Raw genomic sequence first — 26,069 nt, 5'->3', positions numbered from 1 at the left:
AACCTGATAAATCATACTATTATGAAACAAAGAATATACATAGCAGGTTTCTTATTAACCATGCTGATAGCATCAGGTTGTAAGAAATACCTCAATATTAACTCTGACCCTGATACTACGCAGGCTCCTTCTGTGGGTTCTGTTTTTCCTGCCATGCTTGCTGCTATTCCACGTGGTACACAATTTGATGCCCGTTATGTGGGTAAGTATATCCAGAACTGGCTCACCATGGCGAATGGTAATAATGACGTATGGGATACCCATAGTTATATTGCCAACAGTGATGCTTCAGGCGATATCTGGCGCCAGACCTATTATGGCTTGGGTAAAAATCTGGACTATATTATAACAACCGGTTTGAGAGATAACCGCTTCGATTACGTAGGAGCTGCTATTGCACTCAAAGCCTATATGTTCCAGACAGCTACAGATTATCATGGTGAAATTATCTTTAACGATGCGTTTAAGGAAAATACCTACTACTTCAAATATGATACACAGGATGTAGTTTACAAAGGCGTTGATTCATTGTGTAGAGTAGCCATCAAGTACCTTGAAATGGCGGAAGCTGTAAAATCTACCAATACACTTAATCTGGGCGATTATTCTTATAATGGTGACGTTACTAAATGGAAAAGATTCACTTATGGTATTCTTGCCCGTAACTGGAACCATTTATCAAACAAAGCATCTTATAATGCTGATTCAGTGATCAAATACTGCGATAACGCTTTGGCGAGTGTTGCAGATGATTTTGTGATTCCATTTGATGCTTCTAAAAACGATGATGCCAATTTCTTTGGTCCTTACCGTGATAACCTTACTTTATTCAGACAAAGTAATTTCATGGTGCGTTTATTGGATGGAACTACACTTGCCGGTACTACCTGGGCTGAGAACAGAGACCCGCGTTTACCACATATGCTATCTGCATCTGCTGATACATCAGGCACCAATAATGGTGGGTACAGAGGTGTTGATCCGGGATTGGGAGATCCTTTGAGTGCGTCAACTTCGGGTGTTAACTTCAGAAGAAGAGTGCCTGTATTGTGGGCAGATACGACCATTGGTAACCCTTCTGCTGCTACTTTCCTGGATAATGGTAAATACCTTTTCAAAAACAAGGCTGTAATGCCGGTGATGACCTATTCGGAAATTCAGTTTATTAAAGCAGAAGCTCAGTTCAGAAAAAATAACCTCGCCGGGGCACATGCTGCCTATCTGGCTGGTATCAATGCGCATTTTGATTTTATCAATAAGAATTACAGTGGCTTAAGAGGGGCGGCTAATATTTTCAATGGATCTCCTATCTCTGCTACTCAACGTGCTACATACCTCGCTTCGCGTAATGTTCAGCAAACTCCGGCCACTTTAACCATGACAGATATTATGCTGCAAAAGTATATTTCAGGTTGGGCATGGAACTGGGTTGAAACCTGGGTAGATCTGAGAAGATTCCATTACACCGATATTGATCCTTTAACCGGTCAGCAGGTATTCAAAGGTTTTACGCTGCCCACACTGGCCGCAGTTAACCTCGGTAAACCTGTTTACCGTGTAAGACCCCGATACAATTCGGAGTATGTATGGAACCTGGATGAACTGCGCAAATTCGGTGGTGATAAATCAGATTACCATACTTATGAAATGTGGTTCAGTAAACCTTAACCAAGAACGTAAAACAGTTTACAATGAAAAAATTGATCATACCCATCATTGCCATCATTACCGCAGTAGGTCTGATGTCATGTGAGAAAAATATTCAGCGGGAGCTGGATCTGGTGCCAACCACCGGAAAAGCTTATATCAAGATTAACTATGCTATGGCATATGCCGTTAACTCAAATGCACAGCTGAAAATTAACGGTAATCGTGTAAGTACCACCCTTACATTCCCTTATCCTTTTCCGGGTGGCGGACTGAACACAGGTGGTTCAAGTAACCCAGACTATCTGGCACTGGATCCTAAACAAATAGATCTGGTGGTGTCAAGGCCCAAAGTAGGTACGTCCGAAGATTCAGTTGTATTGTTTTCGCAGAGCTTTGCCGGAAACGCTATTTTCTTTGGAACCAATTATACCATTCACCTTACCGATACCGGTGCCAATGCAAAAGGTGTTGTTGTCACAGACAATATTACATTGCCTGATTCAGGGTACTCAAGGTTTAAATATGTAAACCTCCTGCCCAATCAGACAGCTCTTGATCTGTATTATGGTACAGCGAAGGTGGCTTCGAATATTGCTTACCAGGGTAGTAGTCCGGAGTTTACGGTGCAGGTTACCGGCGCGGCAGCTTCATGGGCCATCAGACCAGCAGGGGCGGCTTCAACAACCACTGCACTGGCCACTTATTCTATGACGGTACCTAACCAACGCTCTTTCACCGTATTTTCATCCGGTTATAGCGGTACATCAGGAACAAGAGCTGCAAGGATTTCACTAATTTATAACAGATAATATTTGTATCTTTATAATATAAGCCCCGCCTTTCAGCGGGGCTTATTTTTTGAACTGTACTAAACCGTTATGAAAAACCTATTCTCTTTTCTTATCGCTCTTTTTTTATGCATGGGTTCGCAGGCACAAACAACTGTTCCACCTGTTAAACTGTCGCCTGATTCTGCCCTGCAAAAATTCAGGAACCTATATCCGCAGGAAAAAGTATTTGTACAGACTGATAAAGAAACCTATTTGTCAGGTGAAACGATCTGGATGAAAATCTGGTGCACACTTGATGGCGTACCCACTTTCCTGAGTAATATTTTATATGTTGATCTCGTAAATGCAGAAGGGAAAGTAGTAGCTAAAAAAATGTATAAACTCGATTCGCTGAGTTCTACCCAGGCCGATTTGGATCTGCCGGCAGCTATTTCTTCCGGTACCTATTCTATCAATGCCTACTCTTTGTGGATGCTCAATTTCCCGGATTTTATTTTCAGAAAATCCATTTTTATTTACGGTGCCGATTACCTGAACAAAAAAAATACAGCAGCAAAACCACAATTGAATTGTCAGTTTTTCCCGGAAGCCGGTAACCTGCTTGAGGGAGTGAACACCCGCGTTGCTTTTCTGGTAACAGATCAGAACGGGCAGCCTGTAAATATAAAGGGTAGTATTACAGACCAAAGCGGTAAAGCCATCAAAGAAGTACAGACCCAGCATAATGGTATGGGCCTTTTTGAAATTGAGGCAAACACAGAAAATAAATACAAGCTGAATATACCTTTAGCCAACGGTGCAAGTATGGATTATGCCTTGCCTGTAGCAGAAAAAGAAGGTATCAACATGCGAGTGGAGAATGGTAATCCCAACCGCCTTACAGCATTGGTTTTCAGGGCAGAGAAAAATAAGGAAGCATATAACAAAATAAAACTGGTAGCTCAGATGAATGGTCAAATGGTAGCCAGCGCAGAGCTTAATTTTGATGAAGGATTAACAGCCTTACCCATTGCAAAAAAGAACCTGCCTGCGGGAATCTTACAGATCACAGCTTTCAGGGAAGACGGATTGCCGGTGGCAGAAAGAATTGCTTTTATTGCTAATTACAATATTCTTCAAGCTGATATCAAAACACCGGTTCTTTCAAAACAGGCGAGGGGTAAGAATGAATTCACTGTTGAATTTCCTAGTATCAAACAGCCCAATATTGCGATAGCAGTTACAGATGCGAGTATAGATACTGCGATGAAAGTGCCGGAAAATATCGTGTCTTCTGTACTGCTCAGCTCCGATATCAAAGGATATATTCATGAGCCTGCGTATTATTTTAAGGATAAATCAAAAGAAAGGCTCGATCATCTCGACCTTCTTATGATGACACAGGGATGGCGCAGATTTGAATGGAAGAAAATGATCAATGATCAATCCGTTAACCTGCAATATCCGGTAGAGTCTTCACTTGTGATCAGGGGGCTCGTAAAAAAATCAGACAGGAATGCGGTTGTGGGAGAAGGGCATGTTTCATTTATAATCAAAACGGAAGATTCTACAACCATCATGGCATCTGCTCAATTAACAGATAAGGGTGAGTTTATGTTGGATGGGCTTTCATTTCAAAAAAAGGCGACATTCTTTTACCAGGGCACCAATAAGAAAAAAGAATCGTATATCGTTGATGTAGATATTACACCAGCATATATCGATTCATTGCAAAAGTCATTCGGTATTCCTTCTGTGAACCTGGACACAGCCGTTATTAAAGCAGGGGCAGCCGGTTATGCGGGTTTCCTCTTTGGTAAGTTAAAGTCGATTGATACCAGCAATGGGGAGTATCTGGGCAATGTTACAGTAAAAGGCGTGCGTAAAAAACGATCTCCGGCAGATTCATTGAATGCAGCTTATGCATCGGATATATTTAAACTGGGAAGATCGATCGATCCGTCTGAAACAGGCTTTGCAACGAGTATCTGGCAAATCATACAAAGATCGGTACCTGGTATCAGTGTAACCGGTGATATGATTAATCCTGTAGTGAGGTTTACCCGCTTTCAGGGATTGGATGCACTGAGTGAAAACAATTCTGCATCTTACCTGAATGCCAGTGGATCAGGAGGAGATGATTTTGGCACCATGATGCTGGAACGAAATGGGGTAACTTATTTCCTTAATGAAATGAATGTTTCTATGGATGTGATTTCCACCATTAATGTATCTGATGTTGCCTTGATTAAAGTATATGCTGCTGAAGGAACTGCATTAGGCGCTTCCGGTCCGGCTATTGCTATATACACTAAAAAAGGAGCCGTGACAGGGAAAAATATCTACGATAAAAAATTCTCTTCCATAGAAAGAACCGGATACTCACTGGTGAAATCTTTTTATGCGCCCTTGTATACGCGCGCTAAACAACCCGAGGAAGCTTTAGACAGCAGTGAAACCTTATATTGGAATGGTAATGTAAAACCTGGCAAAGATGGGAAGTATCCATTCCGCTTTTACAATAACGATTTTAGTAAAAAAGTGAAAGTGGTGATACAGGGTATAGGCGTTAACGGTGAACTGATCTATGCAGAAAAGGTATTTTAGAATGATCGGCTCAGGTAAAGCAACAAACAAAATACAAGTGTGATGGCCAGTACAACCAGCATTTTATAACGGTTCCAATAATAACTTTTCAGGTACTGTTTTCGAAAGGACTGAATGCGGAAACCAGATTCCGTATTCAGTCCTTTGATATGTTGGAGCCTGTCCAGCAACACCATGCAATCTTTGCAATCTGTATATTGTAAACAGAATAAACAGTCAGTTACGATCAATGAAAGATGAATGCTGTCCGGATGATTTTCGAGTAGTTGGATATGATATACAGACAGTATAGCATTCAGGTCCTGTACCAACTTGTCACGATTGATACGGTCGGGATTACTCTTTTGGATTCTTCTTGTGAGTTCTTCACTCATCTCCCTGATTTCTGCAGGAGTAGTTGCGATGATACTGTTCATGACTTGTCCAGCGAATCGAATACTGTCATATTTTTTTCGCTGTGCAGGATCGTTTAAAACAGCATAGGCTTCATTGATCAATAAAAATTGTGCGGCGGCATCGGGCGTATTGTTTTTATCCGGATGAAATTTCAACGCTAATTGCCTGTATGCTTTCCTGATATCACCCGAACTGGCAGAAGGAGCGATTTGTAAAAGCTGGTAGTAGTCTTTGTCAAACATGCACGCAGATTTTTTGATGTCTGATGGTGGATGTCGGATATAAAAATCCGACATCCACCATCAGACATCCTACATCTTTTACTCGGGTTTCTCAAACTCCATATCATCCCCATCGAGTAATTCTCTTTCAATTTCTTCCATTTGCACGATATCCCATGCTTCGCTTTCGGTAGGTGTGATGTTCATGAAATCCAGTAGCTCTTCTTTTTCAAAAACGGCTTCTAAGGGTTCTTTCATATTGCAGAGCACAAAAGAGGCACTGTTTTCATAAAAATGCTGTTGCAGGGCGGCAATGGCACTGGCTGCTTCTGGTTCTATTTCGGTTACAGGCTCCAGGTTCAGAACAATATTTTTAACCGGTTGTTGAAGGAATCCGGAACAGGTTTCAGACAGGGTTGCTGCTATATTGGCAGAAATAAACGGCATTACCGGTGTTACAACGGTGAATTTCTCTTTGGTATCAATTTTGACCTCCATATTAGGACTGGGTTAGGTTAACAACTGTGTATAACTGATGCACAACTTCGCTCAAAAATATTCGTTATAATTGTATAAATCCAATTTAGGTTATGGATAATAATTTTTCAGCACAGGTTAAAGAGATCATTTCTTTCAGCAGGGAAGAGGCTTTGCGGCTCGGAAACGACTTCATTGGCACAGAACACCTGTTATTGGGTTTGATCCGTGATGGCGATAATACAGCCATCAAAGCGTTAAAACAATTGAATGTAGACCTTTACGAATTACGGAAAGAAGTAGAACTGGCGGTGAAGGATAAGACCGGTAAAAATATTGCCAATATCAATAGTTTACCCCTTACCAAACAGGCTGAAAAGGTAATCAGGGTAACGGTTCTGGAGGCAAAGGCACTGAAAAGTCCGCTGGTAGAAACCGAACACCTGATGCTTAGCATCCTGAAAAACAAAGAAAATATTGCCACGCAGATATTAAATCAGTTTGATATCGATTATGATATGTTCCGTAATGAGCTGGGTATGGTAGGTTCTGAGAACCCTACTAATCCAAGGGCTGAATTCAGTGATGAAGAGGGAGATGAATTTGATGAAGAAAAACGTTCTTCAGGTTATCAGCAACAAAAAGCTGGCGGGAAAGCGGGCGGCAATGCCAAAAGTAAAACCCCTGTTCTGGACAATTTTGGCAGAGATATTACCAAATTGGCAGAAGCCGGTTCATTAGACCCCATCGTTGGTCGTGAAGAAGAAATTGAAAGGGTAAGTCAGATACTGAGTCGCCGGAAAAAGAATAACCCGATTCTGATCGGTGAACCTGGTGTAGGTAAAACAGCGATTGTAGAGGGACTTGCGCTGCGCATTGTTCAGCGTAAAGTGAGCAGGGTACTATTCGATAAAAGGGTGATTTCTCTTGACCTTGCTGCGTTGGTAGCCGGTACCAAATACCGTGGTCAGTTCGAAGAAAGAATGAAAGCAATCATGAATGAATTGGAGAAAAACAGGGATGTGATTCTCTTCATTGATGAAATACATACCATTGTAGGTGCCGGCGGTGCCAGTGGGTCACTCGATGCTTCCAATATATTTAAACCAGCTCTTGCCAGAGGAGAACTGCAGTGCATAGGTGCATCTACATTGGATGAATATCGTATGTACATTGAAAAGGACGGCGCCTTAGACAGACGCTTTCAGAAAGTAATTGTAGAACCACCCAGTGTAGAAGATACGATCATCATATTGAATAATATTAAGTCGAAGTACGAAGACTTCCATAATGTTAGCTATGGTGAAGATGCAATTGATGCCTGTGTGAAATTGAGCGACAGGTATATGACCGACAGGTTATTACCCGATAAAGCCATTGATGTATTGGATGAAGTGGGTGCAAGGGTGCATCTGAAAAACATCAATGTGCCTGAAGAAATTGTTGAGCTCGAAAAGAAAATAGAAGATATTAAAAACGAAAAAAATAAGGTAGTAAAAAGCCAGCGTTTTGAAGAAGCGGCTGCTTTGCGTGATACTGAGAAAAGACTCGGAGAAGAGCTGGAGAAGGCAAAAAACCAGTGGGAAGAAGAGAGCAAGCACAAACGTTACCCCATTACAGAGGAGCATATTGCCGAAGTAGTGAGTATGATGACGGGTATTCCGGTAAAAAGAATGGTACAGGCAGAAACAGAGAAGTTGCGCAGGATGAGTGAAGATATGAAGGGTATGGTGATAGGGCAGGATGAAGCCATTCAGAAAGTAGTAAAAGCCATTCAGCGTAACAGAGTAGGTTTGAAAGATCCTAAAAAACCGATCGGCACCTTTATATTTCTGGGTCCCACAGGTGTAGGTAAAACCGAGCTGGCACGTTCATTGGCCAGATATATGTTCGACTCAGAAGATTCACTCATCAGAATTGATATGAGTGAATACATGGAAAAATTTACCGTTAGCCGTTTAATTGGTGCGCCTCCGGGTTATGTAGGATATGAAGAGGGTGGACAGCTTACAGAAAAAGTAAGAAGGAAACCTTATTGTGTAATTCTGTTGGATGAAATCGAAAAAGCGCATCCGGATATTTATAATATACTCCTGCAGGTACTGGATGATGGTCAGTTAACGGATGGATTAGGTAGAAAGGTAGACTTTAAGAATACCATGATCATTATGACATCCAATATTGGTGTTCGTCAGTTAAAAGAGTTTGGTGATGGTGTGGGTTTTGCTACTGCAACACGTATTCAGAATGCGGAAGAGAATAATAAAGCGGTGATTGAAAAAGCTTTAAAACGTACTTTCTCACCAGAGTTCCTGAACCGAATTGATGATGTGGTAGTGTTTAATTCACTGAACCAGGAGAATATCTTCAATATCATTGATATTCTGATGAAAGGTGTATCAAAACGCCTGCAAAACCTTGGCTTCTCGCTTGAGCTTACTGCAGCTGCCAAAGAGTTTATTGCAGAAAAAGGATATGATTCACAATTCGGGGCAAGACCCTTACACAGGGCCATCCAGAAATACCTGGAAGATCCATTGGCAGAAGAAATACTCAATATGAATATCAAACAGGGAGATGTACTCATTGCAGATCTCGACAAAGAATCTGCCAAGCTGAAATTTGATTTTCAGAAAAGGGTAGAAGAAGGCGAAAGCGCCAATGTATAGAGAAGGGTAAGTACTCAATTATAGAGGCTCTGCTGAAAGGCAGGGCCTTTTTTGTGAGTAGTGAGTAGTGAGTAGTGAGTAGTCAATAAAGAGACATTTATAAAGTTACAACAATTCATTCACTCACTACTGACTACTCACTTTTCCAATTCCCCCCCGCTTCCCCATCTGAAGGAAGGTTGCTGCAGACCTGCGATGTCTACTATTCTGTCGACTACAGTGGATGCGACTTCTTCGATGGTTTGTGGCCGGCTATAGAAAGAGGGTGTGGCAGGGCAAATGATACCGCCTGCGAGTGTTACGGTTTCCATATTCTTAATATGGATAAGGTTATAGGGTGTTTCGCGCACCATTAAAATCAGCTTTCTTCTTTCTTTCAGTATTACGTCTGCGGCACGCGTAACCAGGTCATCGCTAACACCGGCAGCTATACGCCCCAATGTGCCCATGCTACAGGGGGCAACAATCATGGTATTATATTTGGCTGAACCGGAGGCAAAAGGAGCATTAAAATCGTATTTCTCGAAATAACGGAAAGGGTAGTTGCTGTAATCTTCATTACCCAATTCTGTTCTCCAGACCTCTTTGGCATTTTTACTCATTACAATACCTACTTCCTCATACTGATCACTGAGTAAAACAAGTTTATCAAGCAGGAGCTTTGCATACACAGATCCGCTGGCTCCTGTAATGGCGATGGCTATTTTGTTACGCATGGTAACTTTTATTTGAATAACAAATGTAATTCAGAAAAGTTAGATCATTTTGAGGGTATATTAGTGTCATTATAAGCCAGTAGCTCTTTGGTGCTTCTGACCAGGTTCATATATCAGTCGGAGAAAACTACTGAAACGCTGGTTTTCACGTTTTACCGGCACACCTGCTACAATACCTATTAGTAAATTATCTGCAACACTTACCCGCATCTGCGGCCTGATAACCATATCAAAATCGGTTTTTCGGAAATCTTTATTGAATTCAACGCCCACAAAATTTCTGGTTCCGGGAATCATATAGTGAAAGTTGGTGTTTACCTGCCAGTTGGTATATGTATGCTTATGTACCATGTCCTTTTCTATTTGTGGACCCGTATAAAGTAAAGTGTGGAAATGATGGCCCCATCTTTTGGCTGCAATAAAGAAAGGGTTAAACATATGTCCGTTTACAAGTTTACTGGTTTTGATATTCCTGAATTCCGGCATCATGAATTCATGTATATAACCAATAGCCATGGATGTCTTCATTTTCTCAGACACAAAGAATGAATATTGAGTAGCCAACTTCAGTCCGTTTAACCTGTTGTCAGGGATAGAATCTTTGTGTATTCCTCCGAGCGGCGAATGTAAGGAGAAGGGTAATTCAACTTCAAATCCTAAGCGGTTAACCGGCGCAAATTCATATTCTACTAAGGCTGTATAAAGATCATATTTATGGTTGTCGGTAAGGCCAAGACCAATGTTCCATTCTCTTTCCCCTTTTCTGGCACCCAGGTCCCTGATCAGATCAATAAACAGCGGTTCTGCATGTAATACTTTATCAGGTTTTCTTTTATCCTGCACTTCTTTTATGTAGAGACTATCATAACGGTGTTTGAGATCTCTGATACTATCAGTCTGGGCATAATGCTTTGAAAAGCTAAAACATCCGATAAGCAATAATGTGTATTTCATGCTGCGAATGTAATCGCAACGGGTAGTGAGGGGTGTTAATAAAATTCAAAATTAAAAAGTCAAAATTCAAAAGCTGTATTAATCTTTTGAATTTTGACTTTTAATTTTGAATTCAGGACGTTCCGTTATTTGTACATGATTTCATAATATTCATGCGCCATCCGGTTGCTATCGAACTGGAAGCGTACATCACGCATACCATTCTTGGTAATCTGTCTCCATGTATCAAAATTGTCGTAGTACATCGGAATGATCTGCTGCTCGAGAATTTCATAGACCTTATTCAGATCGTATTCATCCTGATCATGAACCGTCATGTTAGCATAATCTGCTTTTGGAACCACAAAGCCGTTATTGCCATGGTTCACGAATTCAGGAATCCATCCATCATCGGTAGAAAAGTTTACAGCACCGTTCATGGCAGCTGTCATACCACTGGTGCCCGATGCTTCACGGGGAACGCGTGGATTGTTCAGCCATACATCTGATGCCTGTTTTAGCCGTTTACTTAATCCTAGTTCATAGCCTATGAGTACTGCTACATTTTTGTAATTCTTGCTCAGGTGAACAAGGTTATTAAACTGCGAAATAGCAGGATAATCTACCGGATAAGGTTTGCCTGCCCAGATAATCTGAACAGGATGTTTGGTATTGTTGAGCATTTTTTCAAAACGCTCCATATCATAGGTCAGCATATCTGCACGCTTATAACCTGCAAATCTTCTGGCCCAAACAATGGTTAAAACATTTGGATTAAATACTTTGCCAGTCTGGTCTGCTACAATTTCAAAAGCCCTTTTCTTCAGGTATTTTTTACGGTCATCAAAAGAGTAGTCATTGCCTTCTTCCATGGCTTTATACATCTGTTTGTCTGCCCAGTAGCGCCAGTTTTGTGCATTGGTGATGGAAGTGATGGGACATATGCCTTCATGGTTTTTCCACATTTCACGGCTTACATGGCCATGTAAAGCAGATACACCATTTGCTTTGCGTGCAAAGCGTAAGGCAGCCAGTGAATGGTTAAACTGATCATCCTTGATGCCAGTGATTTTCCGTACTTCATCAATAGATAAACCACAGAAATAACTCATTTTATGGCATAGATAAATATCATGCTTTTCATTACCCGCTTCTTCAGGCGTATGTGTAGTGAAAACAAGATGCTCTTTTACTTTCTCAACACTTTTAAATTTATTCAACAGATAAAAAGCAGAAGAAATACCATGTGCTTCATTCAGGTGATACACATCCGGATTAAAGCCCAGTTCATCAATCAGCTTTGCACCGCCTACACCCAGAAGAATAAATTGCGCCACTTTGGTCGCAACATTGGCATCATATAAACGATGTGTAATAGTTTGCGATACATAATCGTTTTCAGGCAAATCTGTACTTAGGAGGAAGAGAGGTGCACTGTTAAAGGTTTCGGGATTCAGGTAAAAAGCTTTTACCCAAACCGGATGTTCATGAATCAGTATCTGGAATTTAATGCCGGTATCTTCCAGAAAACTGTAAATCTTTTCCATGAAAGTTACCTGTAAGGTCTGATCCTGATTACGAGCCTGATCATAGTATCCGTATTTCCAGAGAATACCGATGCCGATCATATTTTGTCTTAATTCATACGCACTGCGTAAGTGAGAACCCGCCAGAAATCCTAATCCGCCACTGTATATTTTTAGGGGTTGATGAATTGCAAATTCCATGGAGAAATAAGCAGCTTTCTTTGCATACTGCTCATTAATTTGATAGGGTACATGATAGCTTCTAAAATTCATAAATGCTTGTTTGGTGATCAAATAGCGCTTGCAATATAGGGGTATTTCAATAAAATGTACTTTTTACACAACCATGATGTGGGTAATCAGTGGGAAGAAAGGCATTATTGAACAAACAATCGTTAGGATTCAACGCTGAAAGGCTTTTGCAAACGTTTTCGAATGATGAACATCATCATCTGATGGTTTATTTTACCGGAGTATTCGTTCTTTTTTTCTTTGTTTTCGGTTCACGTTTTTTACGGAAGCTATCATCAAAAAAACATTTGATGCCCCGGTGATTGCCACAACTTCCCTGTTCTTTTACAGTGGCATAATTGCCTTCAAACTTAAAATCAATAATACAAGGATCTCCATTTTGTAAGTACTGTGCATTGCCTCCTGATTTCAGTTTGAATTCTCCTTTTAGCTCTCCTATACAGGTGGCATTGTCTTTTTCAAAATGAATAAAGAATAAGTAATGATTTGCATCTTTACCATCTCTTACAGATAGATAATTTTTTTCATTCTTTACATATTCTCCACTCAGCTTATTCAAACGTGGTAAAGTGTCTATAGGATTAATGACCGCTGTTTTCTCGGGATCTTCATTGCTATCCGTAACCACCAGCATGAAAATACCGGCATCGTTATACACCCAGCCCGATCTGGTGAACCTGAGTGTATTGTCTGAAGTTTTTTCACGGTTGATCATGAATGTAGGCTCCTTGTTGATAGAAACAAAGCGGTAATAACCACCGGAAGACTGATTGGTCAGTAATTCTTTGGATGCCAGGTATTGTAATTTCTTATCCGTAACAAATACCACACAGGTGGTTTTCTTCTGACGTGTAAAATTGATAAGGAGATAGTTCTCTTTTTCCTTTTCAATAATCCCCACAGGTTTAATAATTGTTTTTTTGTCTTTACCGAAATAGGCAGCCAATGCACTATCCGGAACAAATTGTTTTAAAGCTTTGTATCCGATTCTGGTTGAATCTGCTTTTTTTACAATATTCGAATCCGCTATCAGGAATGAACCGGTAATTTTTGGGAAAGCAGTGATGAATTCTTCTGCTTTTAAGGGCACATCTCCCGAAAAATCAATTTTTTCATTTTTACAGGCCAGGAACAGCATGAAGATAAATACATAGCGAAAGGGCTTCATGAGCAGAATTTGCAATAAAAATAGGGTTTTCAGGCGAAGTGCCACAGATATCTTGGATATTATCTATTTATTTTTTAGGTTTGTCTAAAAATAAATTTAGGCAACCAATGTATACAGTAGCGGAAGAAAATTATATAAAAGCAGTATATCACCTGCAACAGCAGCAGGAAATGGTATCTACGAATGCCTTATCGGCTGAGCTACAGACCAGACCTGCATCGGTTACTGACATGCTGAAAAAACTGAAATCCAAACGCATTGTGAGCTACGAACCTTATCAGGGTGTAAAGTTGAGTGGTGAGGGGAAAAAAGTGGCACTGGCTATTATCCGTAAACATCGCTTATGGGAATATTTTCTGGTAGACAAGCTTCAGTTTGGGTGGGATGAAGTACATGAAGTGGCAGAAGAACTGGAGCATATCAGCAGTACCAAGTTGGTCGATAAACTGGATGCCTATCTGGGGTTCCCAAAATTCGATCCACATGGAGATCCCATCCCGGATAGTAAGGGGCGTTTTACTGCACAAACACAGGAACAACTGTCTTGTGTAGCTCCTGATAAAACAGTAGAAATTACGGCTGTAGGTAGCCAGTCGACTGAACTGCTTGAATTATTGAAACATAAAGGGCTGCAGATGGGCACCCGTTTGGAAATAAAAAAAATATTTGAATTTGATGGTTCTCTTGAATTAAAAATCAGGAACCAGCAGGTTATCACCATCAGTCGCGACCTCGCATCTGTATTATTTGTAAAACAGGTTTAAGATGAAGCAGCCAAGAGAAGAACATCTTTCATTAAGTGAAGTCAATGCAAGCGTTGATACAACCCTGCCCAGAAAGGGTTGGCGCAGGATACTGGCCTATCTCGGACCTGCTTACCTTGTAAGTGTTGGGTATATGGATCCCGGTAACTGGGCCACTGATCTTCAGGGGGGGGCCAAATTCGGGTATCAGTTGATATGGGTTTTGCTGATGAGTAACCTTATGGCATTGTTACTGCAAAGCCTGAGTGCCCGTCTGGGTATTGTAAGAAGAAGAGACCTTGCACAGGCCAACAGGGAGACCTACCCGCCACTGGTAAATTTTTGTCTGTACATACTGGCAGAACTGGCCATTGCAGCTACCGACCTGGCTGAAGTAGTAGGGATGGCAATTGGTATTCATCTCTTAACAGGCTTGCCCCTGATTTGGGGAACGGCTATTACCGTACTCGATACCTTTCTTTTTTTGTTGTTGCAACGGTATGGTATCCGTAAAATGGAAGCTTTTATCCTGGCACTGGTAGCAACGATTGGCGTTTCATTTCTGATAGAGATACTCATCGCTAAACCAAATTTGGCTGAAGTAGCTACCGGATTTATACCTACTGCATTTAGTCATGAGTCCTTATACATTGCGGTAGGTATCATTGGTGCTACTGTTATGCCACATAATTTATACCTCCATTCTGCACTGGTGCAGACCAGAAAAATAGGTTCGGATCAGAGAAGTATTAAACGGGCTTTGAAATATAATTTTATCGATAGCCTGGTGGCCCTCAATGCTGCATTCTTTGTAAATGCTGCCATATTGGTACTGGCCGCAACTGTTTTTTTCAAAACCGGCAATACAGAAGTAGCGAGAATTGAAGATGCACATAAGTTATTACAACCTTTACTCGGTACAGAACTGGCCCCCATTTTATTTGCAGTGGCATTGATTGCCGCCGGACAAAGCTCAACCATTACAGGTACGCTGGCCGGACAAATTGTAATGGAAGGTTATCTGCGGCTGCGTTTGAACCCATGGTTGCGTCGTTTATTAACCCGCCTCATTGCCATTGTGCCGGCAGTGATTGTCATCAGTATTTATGGCGATAGTAAAGTAGACGATCTGCTGGTATTTAGTCAGGTGATATTGAGCCTGCAATTGGGTTTTGCAGTAATTCCACTGATTCATTTTGTAAGCGACAAAGAAACCATGGGTAGTTTTGCCATCAAACCCTGGGTGAAAATAGCGGCATGGTTGATTGCCATCATACTGGTATTCCTGAATGTAAAATTAGTGGCAGAAGAAGCCATTCAGGTATATGTAGCAGAAGGGGAGTGGTTATCGAAAATAATCGTGACTGTTTTGATCCTGGTATTCTTATGGTTATTTCTGGTGATGACTTTTCTGCCTTTCTTTAAAAAGCGCAAACAAAAACAGCAGGCCGCCATGCATGGTGAATGGGCCCAGCTACAGGATCTTTCCGTGAGTCATATCAGAAAAATTGCAGTGGCATTGGATTTTACCAAGGCCGATGAAAAGCTGATCGCCCATGCACTGGCACAGGGGAATAAAAATGTGTCACTGGTATTGATTCATGTAGTGGAAAGTGTATCGGCCAAATACCTGGGGGCAGCCAGCGATGATGAGGAAACCAGACTCGACCAGCAGCGACTGGATCATTATTGTGTCCAGTTACAGAAACAGGGTTATCAGGCAACTGCCATCCTTGGATACAAAAATCGTGTAACAGAAATTATCCGGATGGTAAAAGAGGCGGATGCTGATATGGTGGTGATGGGGGCGCACAGGCATAGTGGCTGGAAAGACTATCTTTTTGGCGAAACCATTGAAGATGTTCGTCATGCTCTCCAAATACCCGTATTGATCGTAAACGTTTAGTAAAAACTCTGGATAATCAAACCTGAGTTGAGGCCGCATAAGCTATGAAATCATTACTTTTGTCGCCGTTTATCATTTAAAACAACCGCAATGGCGCAAAAAATCAAAGTAGCAAATCCGGTGGTAGAACTGGATGGTGATGAGATGACAAGGATCATCTGGAAATTTATCAAGGAAAAACTGATCCTTCCATACCTGGAAGTAGATATTAAATATTATGACCTGGGCATGGAGTATCGTGATGAAACCAATGACCAGGTTACCATTGATGCGGCAAATGCCATTAAACAATATGGTGTAGGTATCAAATGTGCCACTATTACACCTGATGAAGAGCGTGTAAAAGAGTTCAACCTCAAGCAAATGTGGAAGAGCCCTAACGGAACCATCCGTAACATTCTTGATGGTACTGTTTTTCGTGAGCCGATTGTTTGTAAAAATGTGCCCCGTCTGGTACCTAACTGGACAGCACCTATCTGTATTGGCCGCCACGCTTTTGGTGACCAGTACCGTGCAACAGATTTTGTTACCAAGGGGAAAGGTAAACTCACTGTCAAATTTGAAGGTGAAGATGGTACGGTGCAGGAATTTGAAGTATTTAACTTTAAGGGAGATGGTGTTGCGTTGGCGATGTACAATACCGATGAAAGTATCAAAGGTTTTGCACGTGCCTGCTTTAATCAGGCATTGAGCAAAAAATGGCCCTTATACCTGTCTACTAAAAACACCATCCTGAAAAAATACGATGGTCGTTTCAAAGATATTTTTGAAGAAATCTATCAGCAGGAATTCAAAACTGCTTTCACTGAAGCAGGTATCACTTATGAGCACCGTTTGATTGATGACATGGTTGCCAGTGCCCTGAAATGGAACGGTAATTTTGTATGGGCCTGTAAGAACTATGATGGTGATGTACAAAGCGATACGGTAGCACAGGGCTTTGGCTCATTGGGTTTGATGACTTCTACGCTGGTTACACCTGATGGTAAAGTAATGGAAGCGGAAGCTGCACATGGTACCGTAACCCGTCACTACCGTGAGCACCAGAAAGGTAAGCCCACTTCTACCAACCCGATCGCATCTATTTTTGCATGGACAAGAGGTTTGGAGTTCCGTGGTAAACTGGATGGTAACCAGGAACTGATCAATTTCTGCCAGGCTTTAGAGCAGGTTTGTATTGAAACTGTGGAAAGCGGTAAGATGACCAAAGACCTTGCGGTATGTATTCATGGTAATAAAGTGAATCATGGGGAACATTATCTGTACACTGAGGAGTTCCTGGAAGCACTGGATCAGAACCTGAAAGTAAAACTGGGACAGTAGATAATTTTTGATTTTTTGATCTTTGATTTCTTGATGTAAGCAAATGCCAAATCAAGAAATCGAAGATCCAGAAATCAAAGATCAAAAAATCAAACCTTACTTAAGGTATCTTTTAATCTCCTTCTGCACATCTCTGTCTTTGATGGTTTCGCGCTTATCGTGCAGTTTTTTTCCTTTTCCGAGACCGATCTCAACCTTTACCAGGTTCTTTTCATTCAGAAAAACCCGCAGGGGTACAATGGTGTAACCCTTCTCTTTCAGTTTAGCTTGTATTTTTTTGAGTTCTCTTTTTTGCAGTAATAATTTTCTGTCGTGAACAGCTATATGGTTATTGGCAGTGCCGTGAGAATATTCTGCGATGTATAATCCTCTTACCCAGAGTTCTCCATCATCAAAAAGGCAGAATGCGTCGTTGAAACTTACTTTGCCATCGCGTATCGATTTTACTTCCGTACCCAGCAATACAATACCTGCTACATATTTGTCTTCAATGTAGTAATTGTAATAAGCCTGCCTGTTGTTCATTTCCTTTGCCATGGCAGTAGGGGTAATAGAGATGCGACAGTATTTATCCTCTGAAAAGAACCGACAATTGCGCCAGTTTTTGTTTCAGGTTTTTTCTGTCTACAATAAAATCAAGGAAACCATGTTCCAGTAAGAATTCACTACGCTGAAAACCTGCAGGCAGGTCTTTTTTAATGGTTTCTTTGATGACACGTGGTCCTGCAAAACCAATCAGGGCGCCGGGTTCAGCAATATTCAGATCGCCCAGCATACCGAAGCTGGCAGAAATACCACCAAATGTTGGGTCGGTGAGTAATGAGATATAAGGAAGACCTGCATCGCTCAGTTGGGATAGTTTACCACTGGTTTTAGCAAGCTGCATCAGGCTAAATGCACTTTCCATCATACGGGCACCACCACTTTTACTGATTACGAGGTAGGGGAGTTTATGTTCGATACAATAATCTACTGCACGACTGAACTTTTCACCCATCACACTTCCGAGTGAACCACCGATGAACTCAAAATCCATACAGGCAATTACATAACCTTCACCATCCACTTTTCCGGTAGCTACACGCATCGAATCTTTCAGATCGGTCTTGGCATGAATTTCATCCAGTCTTTTCTGGTAGGGTTTCAGATCGGTAAAACCCAGGGCATCCTTACTTCTGATCTGATCAAAGAGTTCAGTGTATGCTTTGTTGTCGAACAGAAAATCATAATAATCCTGACTGCCAATCCGGTGATGGTGGTTACATTTCGGACATACATACAGGTTTTCACTCAATTCTGTGGTGGTACAGATATAATTACATTCCGGGCACTTATTCCAGAGGCCTTCAGGCGTTTCTTTTTTATCTGCAGTCGATGTGAGGATTCCTTTACGGATTCTTTTGAACCAGCGCGGTTTGGCGTCATCACCCTGCATTTCTTCACCTGTCAAATTTGCTTCAAAATCTTCTTCACGTTCTTTTTTCATAACGAGCAATAATTGGGGGGCTAAGATAGGGAAAACTGAGTAGTGAGTAGTCAGTAGTGAGTAAAAGATCCTGCTCACTACTGACTACTTACTACTGACTATCAGGCGTTTCTATTGATACAATTCAGGTCCTCAAACGCTACTTCGAGGCGTTTTGCGAAGTTTTCTTCGCCTTTACGCAGCCAGACACGGGGATCGTAGAATTTTTTATTGGGTTTATCGGCACCTTCAGGGTTACCCAGTTGCCCCTGGAGATAGGCTTCATTCTTTTGATAAAAATCTTTAATACCTTCCCAGAAAGCCCACTGAAGGTCGGTATCGATATTCATTTTGATCGCACCATAGCCAATCGCTTCCCTGATCTGGTGTTGTGGTGAACCACTACCACCATGGAACACAAAGTATACAGGTTTTTTTCCGGTTTTCAGTTCCTGCTCAATATACAACTGGCTGTTGTTCAGGATTTCGGGACGCAGTTCCACATTGCCCGGACTGTACACACCATGAACATTACCAAAAGCGGCAGCTACTGTAAACAGCTTACCTACTTTACTTAATTCAGTATATGCATAGGCTACGTGCTGTGGCTGGGTATACAGTTTGTCATTTTCAATACCACTGTTGTCAACACCATCTTCTTCGCCACCGGTTACACCCAGTTCAATTTCAATACTCATGCCCAATGGAGCCATGCGTTTGTAGAATTCAACAGAAGTATGAATGTTTTCTTCGATAGGTTCTTCCGACAAATCGAGCATATGTGAACTAAACAGTGGCTGACCTTTTTCTTTATAGAATTGTTCACCGGCATCGATTAACCCACTTACCCATGGCAGCCATTTTTTAGCAGCATGGTCTGTATGTAATACAACAGGAACGCCATAATATTTGGCTACATTATGAATATGCAAAGCACCTGAAATACCACCTGCAATATTACCCTGCAGGTTATCGTTCGGCATTCCTTTACCGGCTATAAATTGTGCACCACCATTTGAAAATTGAATGATGACAGGCGAATTTACTTTGGCAGCTGTTTCCAGTGTGGCATTTATGGTGTTGGTACCAATGGTATTTACCGCAGGTAATGCAAACTGATTATCTTTTGCATCATTATACAATGCTTCCAGTTCTTCACCGAATAAAACGCCGGCCCTGTACTTTTTCATAGTTGTTCTTGTTTTGTTGTGAATTGTGAATTGTCAATAGTGAGTAGTGAGTAGTGAGTAAAATGAATTTCACCATTCACCATTCACCATTCACATCAGACATCAAATGTCCGGCGGCAAGATACTTCACTTGCTGCAAACGTGTGTTAGCTTTTTACTGCTGTGGAAGAACTGTTGATTCTTTCTGATAAACCGCAGAAATAGGCAGGAGCCTGCATTAAACGGCTGCCATACCAGCTGAACATTTCACCGTCTACAAGTTCTATACGGGTATCAGGTAAACTTTGCTGTAATGCCTGTATATGTTTCTCTGCAAAAGGGTAGGGTTCAGATGAGAGCAGTAGCATTTCAGGTGCCAGTTCCTGTAATTGCGTTATCGATGTTTCCGGATACCTTGTGGCCGCAGCAAAGAGATTGGTGAACTTGCCATAGCCAAGCATCTCATGAATAAATGTATCTGATCCGATGGTCATATATGGATCTTTCCAGATCAGGTACACACAGGTTTTTTGCTTTGTATTGCTGAGCTGGGTAGTTAATAAAGCAAATCCCTCTTTTATATTTTGAACAATACGATTGGCGCTTGCTTCTTTTTGTGTAAGGATGCCTATCTGTTCGATCATTACATAAGCATCTTCCAGTGTGTTTATATCACTCGTCCATACAGGGGCTATTTCACGCAAAGCTTCTACCTGTTCTTTTACATTTTCTTCTTTGTTGGCAATAATCAGATCAGGTTGCAGGGCAGCAATACGTTCAGTTTTTACATCTTTCGTGCCCCCGATACGCGCTTTGGTACGGAACCATTTTTCAGGATGAATACAAAACTTAGTAATACCTGCTACTTCTTCCCCTAACCCCAGATCAAATAATAATTCCGTTTGCGAAGGTACCAGCGAAATAATTCGTTTGGGTAAATAGTCGAGTGAAATGGTATAGCCAGTCTGGTCGGTAAACAATGCCATGCTGCAAATTACAGAACTTCTGTACAAACAGATTAACGGCCAGCTATGTCAGGAACCATAAAAGGAATGCTGCTGTCTGAATAGCTATAGGCTTTTTCAGTCAGTTTTTTCCATCCTGCAAAAAGTGCATAACACTCAGGAGCCAGATAACCGGAAAGGGTTTCTGCCAGTTTTACGAGTGTTTGTGTACTAACAGGAACGGAGATATCTGCAATGTTTTTCATACCGCAAACTTACGTATGTCTATATAACCTGATCTATCAGATATAGTTATTGGCTATAACTATAAGTTATGCATCTTTTCGGCTATTCTGATCAGTGTACGGTTGAGTTCACTGTTTTCACCTTTTCTTTCAATAAAATAAAAGTTTCTTTCGATGTGCAGACCATTGAAATGAATTTCAATGAGATCGCCCTGTTCCAGTTCTTTAATAATAGCACGCTGTGGAAGAAAACCGAGGAGGTCTGATTCTACGAGAAAATTTTTTAGTGCTTCCGTTCCTCCTAAACGTGCTTTTACCTGCAGTGAGCTCATTTTTATTTTTTTCTTTTCAAGTGCTGTGCGCAGCGCAGCCAAAGTGCCGCTACCCATTTCACGAAGGGCCAGTGGTAACTGTTTCAATTCTTCCAGATCATACAGTTTCTTTTTAGTGATGGCACTTTTTCTGCTGCACACAGCTATAACCTTATCTGTGATAAATGGTCTGTGACTTACCTGTGTAAGTTTGGAACGTCCTTCTACAATACCAAGGTTAATATCTCCCTTTAATAAAGCCTGTAATACAATTTCGGTATTACGGTTGAGTAATGAAATCACGATCTGCGGATATCTGGCCTGAAAAGCAGATAATATTTTTGGTAGAATATACAAGGCCACTGTAGTACTCGCGCCTAATTGCAATGTGCCCTTTACCTGCAATAAATCTTTGATGGCTGATATTTCAAATGCTGTCTGTTCCTGAATCATTTTTACTTCCGCTAATTTTTCATACAGCATTTTACCTGCTTCTGTTAATTCGATACCGCTACCTTTTCTTTCAAACAATTGTGTAGCATATTGCTCTTCAAGATTGCGGATATGCTTACTGATGGCAGGTTGTGTAATAAACAATGACTGACTGGCTTTCGAAAAACTTTTGTGTCTGGCAACTTCCAGGAAAACTTCATGCTTTACGGAGAGCATCGGATCAATTTAAAGTAGCATAAAGGTATTCTTTAAATGACTCCTGCAAGAAAAAGCCCCGGCTATTTAACAGCCGGGGCTTCTTTCGTATATATTTTTATTTAGTGAGACTCTGGATTACATCATATTTGGTGATGATATGGTAATCGCCTTTTTCGTCTTTGGCGAGTACGGCACCATTTTCTTTATTAATCAGTGTCCCGATTTTTTCAACAGGGGTGAGGAAATCAACCACCGGATATGCATGTTCGAGAACACTCGATACAGAAGCGTCTTTCAATTCAGGGTTACTGAATATTTTCTGGAACAAGCCACCTTCGCTCAATGAGCCAATCAGCTCACCATCTTTTAATACAGGTATCTGTTCGATATCGTATTTCTTCATCAGTTCTACCGCAGCAGCTACTGTATGATCGGGTGCCACGGTGATAAGTTTTTGTCCGCCACGACCATTTACTATGTCTTTAAAGGTTTTCACATCGAGGAAACCTCGTTCCATCATCCATTGGTCGTTGTAGACCTTACCTACATAACGGCTGCCATGGTCATGGAAAACGCAAACCACTACATCATCTTTTGTTAAGGTAGCTTTTAGTTGCATAAGCCCCTGTAAACAGCTGCCTGCGCTATATCCGCAGAAGAGACCTTCTTCTTTTGCAATGCGGCGCGCCATTACGGCACCATCTTTATCTGTAACCTGTACAAACTCATCAATCACGCTCATATCATAGTTCTGCGGCACAAAATCTTCCCCGAAGCCTTCTGAGATATAAGGGTGTACTTCATTCATATCAATTTCACCGGTCTTAAAGTATTTGGTAAGTAATGAACCATACACGTCAACGGCCCAGACTTTTATATTCGGATTTTTTTCTTTCAGGTACATAGCAGTACCCGTGATGGTGCCACCGGTTCCGGCCGTACATACAAAATGCGTAATCTTGCCTTCTGTCTGTTCCCAGATTTCAGGTCCGGTGGTTTCATAATGCGCCTGGCGGTTCGCCAGGTTATCGTACTGGTTCATGTACATGGAGTTGGGAATCTCCTGACCCAGTCTTTTGGCTACACTATAATAACTGCGGGGATCTTCGGGCATTACGTTGGTAGGACAAACAATGACTTCTGCACCTACTGCTTTGAGGATGTCTACTTTTTCTTTGGATTGTTTATCGGTGGTTACGAAAATACATTTGTAACCTTTTACACAGGCAGCCAATGCCAGCCCCATACCTGTATTACCACTGGTACCTTCGATAATGGTACCACCAGGTTTGAGTTTGCCTTCTTTTTCGGCTACTTCCACCATCTTCAGGGCCATACGGTCCTTGATGGAGTTGCCGGGATTGAAATAATCAACCTTTGCCAGCACCGTGGCAGGAATGTCTTTTGCTACTTTATTCAGCTTAATCAGGGGGGTGTTTCCGATCGTTTCGAGGATATTATTCAGCCACATGCTAAAACTAACGTTTGTTTGCAGCAAAGGTAAAGTTTTGCGCTTGAACAGCTTCAGCGATTTACATACGCTTATTTAAAACGATGGAGAAAAGAGGCGTGTTGCGCTTTTCGAACAGCACTGCCTCTTGATATGCAGCGATGTACGGTATCAATCATAATGAGGTATTAGAAACTTTTTACCAATTGAATCATATTACCTACTTCAATGATATTGCTGGATTTCCGTACTACTTCCGTTTTTTCTTTTTCTTCTGCAGTGGCATTGTCTGAACCGAGGTAGGCAATTACCATAGCAGGAACAAGGGCAATCATAGCGAGAATCTGGAGGTTGTTGATGAACTTTTTCATGTGAGTTATTTTTTGTTGTTTTTTAATTTGATAAATCAAAGATAAGTCAACTTTTGGTACTATGCAATATATAGTACCATCTTTAAGATAGTAATATCTGTTGCAAAATAGCTTATTTAACTTATTAGCTGTTGATTATCAAAATGTTAGACTTAGTTTCAGCCGATTGCGGATTTTTACACTTTGTGATGAGTGGTAATAATACGGGATGAAAAAGAGGTTGAAACAGCCTACACTAAGGGAAACATGGGGGTATTTCTGAGTAATTCAGTGATTTAGTGGCAATAAATAGTTGCTGATTATGCGCTGAAACTAGCTGCCATCTTACCGCAAAGATCGGTTTCGATCATTTTTGCAGCCAGGCCAATCATGTTCATGAAGGCTTTGTCGTTACTGATGCCATGACCAATAATAACAGGTTTGGCTACACCCAACACCGGTGTACCACCATAGTTTTCGTAATGGAAACGGCTGAAATAACTGTCGGAAGCCAGGTTGCGCTGGCGGGCGATATCATAGATAGATTCCGCCATTTTGAGGATAATATTACCGGTAAAACCATCGCAGACCATCACATCGGCTTTGTCGCCAAAAATGTCGCGGCCCTCAATGTTTCCGATAAATTGTATTTGTGAATTTTCTTTGAGCAGGGGATAAGTGGCCTGTGCCAGAATATTGCCTTTGCCTTCCTCTTCTCCCACATTCATCAGTCCAACACTGGGTTGCTGAATATTGAGGATATGCTGGGCATAGAGGCTACCCAATAAGGCAAACTGATTCAGTTGTTCAGGTTTGCAATCGGCATTGAGTCCAACGTCTGCCAATAATCCCGTTCCACCATTGAGTTTGGGAATGATCGTGGCAATGGTTGGTCTGGCCACACCCGGAATGGGTTTAATACTATACATGGCACCCACCAGCATAGCGCCTGTATTACCGGCACTGATAAAAGCATCAATTTTTCCCGTTGCCAGCAGGTGAAATCCGATGGCAATGGAAGAGCGTTGCTTTTCTTTTAATGCTTTGGTAGGATGCTCGTGGTATCCGATGACTTCGGGAGCATGTATTAAATGCAAATTAGGTGATGAAACCTGATGCTCTTCCAGTAAAGGATTCACCAGGGTTTCATCACCTATTAAATATAGTGAAGCAGCAGGTGTACCGGCAGACAGATAAAGTTTCAGTCCTTTCACCGCTTCTAACGGTGCAAAATCTCCACCCATCATGTCTATGCCAATATTCATGCGTCGTAAGCTTCGTTAAATTGAACTAAAAGGATTAAGCTTTCAGAGGTGCTTTTTCAGCTACCAGTTTACCTTTATAGAACAATTTACCTTCGCTCACGTGTGCACGATGGCGTACGTGGGTTTCACCTGTTGTGCTGTCTTTGCTCAATGTAACTTCCTGTGCCACATAGTGCGTTCTTCTTTTAGCACTGCGCTGCTGTGAATGTCTGCGTTTAGGATTCGGCATATCTCGAATTTTAGAGTATCAATAATGTTTATTCCAGGTCCTTAAATTTTTCCAACCCCTTCCATACAGTGGTATGGTTGTCTTTCTGTGCTTCTTCTTCCATTTTCCTCAGCTTCTCCAGTACTTCTTTATTGCACTGGGGGCCACCCATCTCACTTTCTTTACACATTTTCTGTAATGGTATACTGAGGTTTATGAATTCATAAATCCAGTCACTCAGGTACAGATGGCTCTCTCCACGGCTTATATAATATACATCCGGGTCTTCTTCCTGCTCATTCATTACTTCGGGGTCATCCACCATTTTAACAATGATGTTGAATTCATCCCAAAGCTGCATGGGTAGTTGGTTTCCGCATCTGTCGCAGGTACTTTCCACTGATCCGTCAATATCAAACCTGAGTTGCATGAAGTTGTTATTCTTCTCCAGACTCAGTTTTATATTGGCATTACAGTTTTTAAAATCCTGCTCTCCGTAACCACCAAAGAACTTATCCTCAATACGGTATTCATATACATGAGTCCCCGGTTTCAAACCCACAAAAGCTATCTCAAATTCCCGCCGATGACTCATAACCGATTTTTAAGGGCTTGCAAAGGTAGACCAAAATGGCGTAAATGCCAAGAGAAACT

At 41.4% G+C, this 26,069-nt stretch carries 24 protein-coding genes; 7 read left to right on the top strand and 17 right to left on the bottom strand.

Translation table 11 applies throughout. The features are described 5' to 3' along the window. Positions 1-21 precede the first annotated feature (21 nt). From BC659_RS01195 to BC659_RS01185, 3 genes are all read left to right on the top strand, one after another. Positions 22-1,668, top strand: coding sequence for a SusD/RagB family nutrient-binding outer membrane lipoprotein (locus BC659_RS01195; RefSeq protein WP_133472754.1), 1,647 nt, complete (start codon positions 22-24; stop codon positions 1,666-1,668). A gap of 23 nt (positions 1,669-1,691) precedes the next feature. Further along, positions 1,692-2,459: a DUF4397 domain-containing protein gene (locus tag BC659_RS01190; protein WP_133472753.1), complete on the top strand. Its 768-nt coding sequence runs from the start codon at positions 1,692-1,694 to the stop codon at positions 2,457-2,459. 69 nt (positions 2,460-2,528) lie between these two features. Further along, complete coding sequence (locus BC659_RS01185; RefSeq protein ID WP_133472752.1) at positions 2,529-5,027, top strand: MG2 domain-containing protein; 2,499 nt, start codon at positions 2,529-2,531, stop codon at positions 5,025-5,027. Here the strand turns inward: BC659_RS01185 and BC659_RS01180 are convergent. Beyond that, on the bottom strand, positions 5,024-5,665 hold the full coding sequence (locus tag BC659_RS01180; protein WP_162847311.1) for a J domain-containing protein: 642 nt from the start codon (positions 5,663-5,665) through the stop codon (positions 5,024-5,026). The genes BC659_RS01185 and BC659_RS01180 overlap by 4 nt on opposite strands. Positions 5,666-5,743: 78 nt before the next feature. Next, positions 5,744-6,142, bottom strand: coding sequence for an STAS domain-containing protein (locus BC659_RS01175; RefSeq protein ID WP_133472750.1), 399 nt, complete (start codon positions 6,140-6,142; stop codon positions 5,744-5,746). Between the two features lie 92 nt (positions 6,143-6,234). Between BC659_RS01175 and BC659_RS01170 the strand changes: the two genes are divergently transcribed. Continuing rightward, complete coding sequence (locus BC659_RS01170; protein WP_133472749.1) at positions 6,235-8,790, top strand: ATP-dependent Clp protease ATP-binding subunit; 2,556 nt, start codon at positions 6,235-6,237, stop codon at positions 8,788-8,790. 137 nt (positions 8,791-8,927) lie between these two features. On the opposite strand, the gene BC659_RS01165 is transcribed toward BC659_RS01170, so the two are convergent. The 4 genes from BC659_RS01165 to BC659_RS01150 all read right to left on the bottom strand — a co-directional run bounded on the left by BC659_RS01165 (position 8,928) and on the right by BC659_RS01150 (position 13,385). Next, the gene (locus tag BC659_RS01165) at positions 8,928-9,506 is read right to left on the bottom strand and encodes a UbiX family flavin prenyltransferase (protein ID WP_133472748.1); all 579 of its coding nucleotides are present in this window, start codon (positions 9,504-9,506) and stop codon (positions 8,928-8,930) included. Positions 9,507-9,575: 69 nt separating this feature from the next. After that, positions 9,576-10,460, bottom strand: coding sequence for an HAEPLYID family protein (locus BC659_RS01160; protein WP_133472747.1), 885 nt, complete (start codon positions 10,458-10,460; stop codon positions 9,576-9,578). 125 nt (positions 10,461-10,585) lie between these two features. Further along, positions 10,586-12,238 (bottom strand): alpha-glucan family phosphorylase, encoded by a 1,653-nt coding sequence (gene glgP / locus BC659_RS01155; protein WP_133472746.1) that lies wholly within the window; start codon positions 12,236-12,238, stop codon positions 10,586-10,588. Between the two features lie 187 nt (positions 12,239-12,425). Further along, positions 12,426-13,385, bottom strand: coding sequence for a hypothetical protein (locus tag BC659_RS01150; RefSeq protein ID WP_133472745.1), 960 nt, complete (start codon positions 13,383-13,385; stop codon positions 12,426-12,428). Between the two features lie 107 nt (positions 13,386-13,492). Between BC659_RS01150 and BC659_RS01145 the strand changes: the two genes are divergently transcribed. The 3 genes from BC659_RS01145 (at position 13,493) to BC659_RS01135 (ending at position 17,357) form a co-directional block, all read left to right on the top strand. Then, positions 13,493-14,149: a metal-dependent transcriptional regulator gene (locus tag BC659_RS01145; protein WP_133472744.1), complete on the top strand. Its 657-nt coding sequence runs from the start codon at positions 13,493-13,495 to the stop codon at positions 14,147-14,149. A 1-nt stretch (position 14,150) separates the two neighbouring features. Further along, positions 14,151-16,034 (top strand): Nramp family divalent metal transporter, encoded by a 1,884-nt coding sequence (locus tag BC659_RS01140; protein ID WP_133472743.1) that lies wholly within the window; start codon positions 14,151-14,153, stop codon positions 16,032-16,034. 90 nt (positions 16,035-16,124) lie between these two features. After that, positions 16,125-17,357, top strand: coding sequence for an NADP-dependent isocitrate dehydrogenase (locus tag BC659_RS01135; RefSeq protein WP_133472742.1), 1,233 nt, complete (start codon positions 16,125-16,127; stop codon positions 17,355-17,357). A 96-nt stretch (positions 17,358-17,453) separates the two neighbouring features. On the opposite strand, the gene smpB is transcribed toward BC659_RS01135, so the two are convergent. The 11 genes from smpB to BC659_RS01080 all read right to left on the bottom strand — a co-directional run bounded on the left by smpB (position 17,454) and on the right by BC659_RS01080 (position 26,010). After that, positions 17,454-17,894, bottom strand: a complete 441-nt coding sequence (smpB, locus tag BC659_RS01130) for an SsrA-binding protein SmpB (RefSeq protein WP_133472741.1) — start codon at positions 17,892-17,894, stop codon at positions 17,454-17,456. A gap of 31 nt (positions 17,895-17,925) precedes the next feature. Further along, a complete protein-coding gene (gene accD / locus BC659_RS01125; RefSeq protein WP_133472740.1) occupies positions 17,926-18,843 on the bottom strand; it encodes an acetyl-CoA carboxylase, carboxyltransferase subunit beta in 918 nt (305 codons plus the stop codon). Positions 18,844-18,944: 101 nt separating this feature from the next. Next, the gene (gene fbaA / locus BC659_RS01120; RefSeq protein WP_133472739.1) at positions 18,945-20,012 is read right to left on the bottom strand and encodes a class II fructose-bisphosphate aldolase; all 1,068 of its coding nucleotides are present in this window, start codon (positions 20,010-20,012) and stop codon (positions 18,945-18,947) included. A gap of 146 nt (positions 20,013-20,158) precedes the next feature. Further along, a complete protein-coding gene (locus BC659_RS01115) occupies positions 20,159-20,977 on the bottom strand; it encodes an ABC transporter substrate-binding protein (protein WP_133472738.1) in 819 nt (272 codons plus the stop codon). Positions 20,978-21,009: 32 nt separating this feature from the next. Further along, on the bottom strand, positions 21,010-21,201 hold the full coding sequence (locus BC659_RS01110; protein WP_133472737.1) for a hypothetical protein: 192 nt from the start codon (positions 21,199-21,201) through the stop codon (positions 21,010-21,012). A gap of 59 nt (positions 21,202-21,260) precedes the next feature. Further along, complete coding sequence (locus BC659_RS01105) at positions 21,261-22,160, bottom strand: LysR family transcriptional regulator (RefSeq protein ID WP_133472736.1); 900 nt, start codon at positions 22,158-22,160, stop codon at positions 21,261-21,263. Between the two features lie 97 nt (positions 22,161-22,257). Next, entirely contained in the window at positions 22,258-23,640 is a 1,383-nt protein-coding gene (locus BC659_RS01100) for a pyridoxal-phosphate dependent enzyme (protein ID WP_246027062.1), read from the bottom strand. A 140-nt stretch (positions 23,641-23,780) separates the two neighbouring features. Further along, positions 23,781-23,963: a hypothetical protein gene (locus BC659_RS01095; RefSeq protein WP_133472735.1), complete on the bottom strand. Its 183-nt coding sequence runs from the start codon at positions 23,961-23,963 to the stop codon at positions 23,781-23,783. 299 nt (positions 23,964-24,262) lie between these two features. Continuing rightward, positions 24,263-25,207: a phosphate acyltransferase PlsX gene (gene plsX, locus BC659_RS01090; protein ID WP_133472734.1), complete on the bottom strand. Its 945-nt coding sequence runs from the start codon at positions 25,205-25,207 to the stop codon at positions 24,263-24,265. 34 nt (positions 25,208-25,241) lie between these two features. Beyond that, a complete protein-coding gene (rpmF, locus tag BC659_RS01085) occupies positions 25,242-25,436 on the bottom strand; it encodes a 50S ribosomal protein L32 (protein WP_078830450.1) in 195 nt (64 codons plus the stop codon). 28 nt (positions 25,437-25,464) lie between these two features. Continuing rightward, positions 25,465-26,010 (bottom strand): YceD family protein, encoded by a 546-nt coding sequence (locus BC659_RS01080; RefSeq protein ID WP_133472733.1) that lies wholly within the window; start codon positions 26,008-26,010, stop codon positions 25,465-25,467. Positions 26,011-26,069: the final 59 nt, after the last annotated feature.

This window comes from Sediminibacterium goheungense, from assembly GCF_004361915.1.
Classification (GTDB): domain Bacteria; phylum Bacteroidota; class Bacteroidia; order Chitinophagales; family Chitinophagaceae; genus Sediminibacterium; species Sediminibacterium goheungense.
This window is presented reverse-complemented; position numbering and strand designations above follow the sequence as displayed.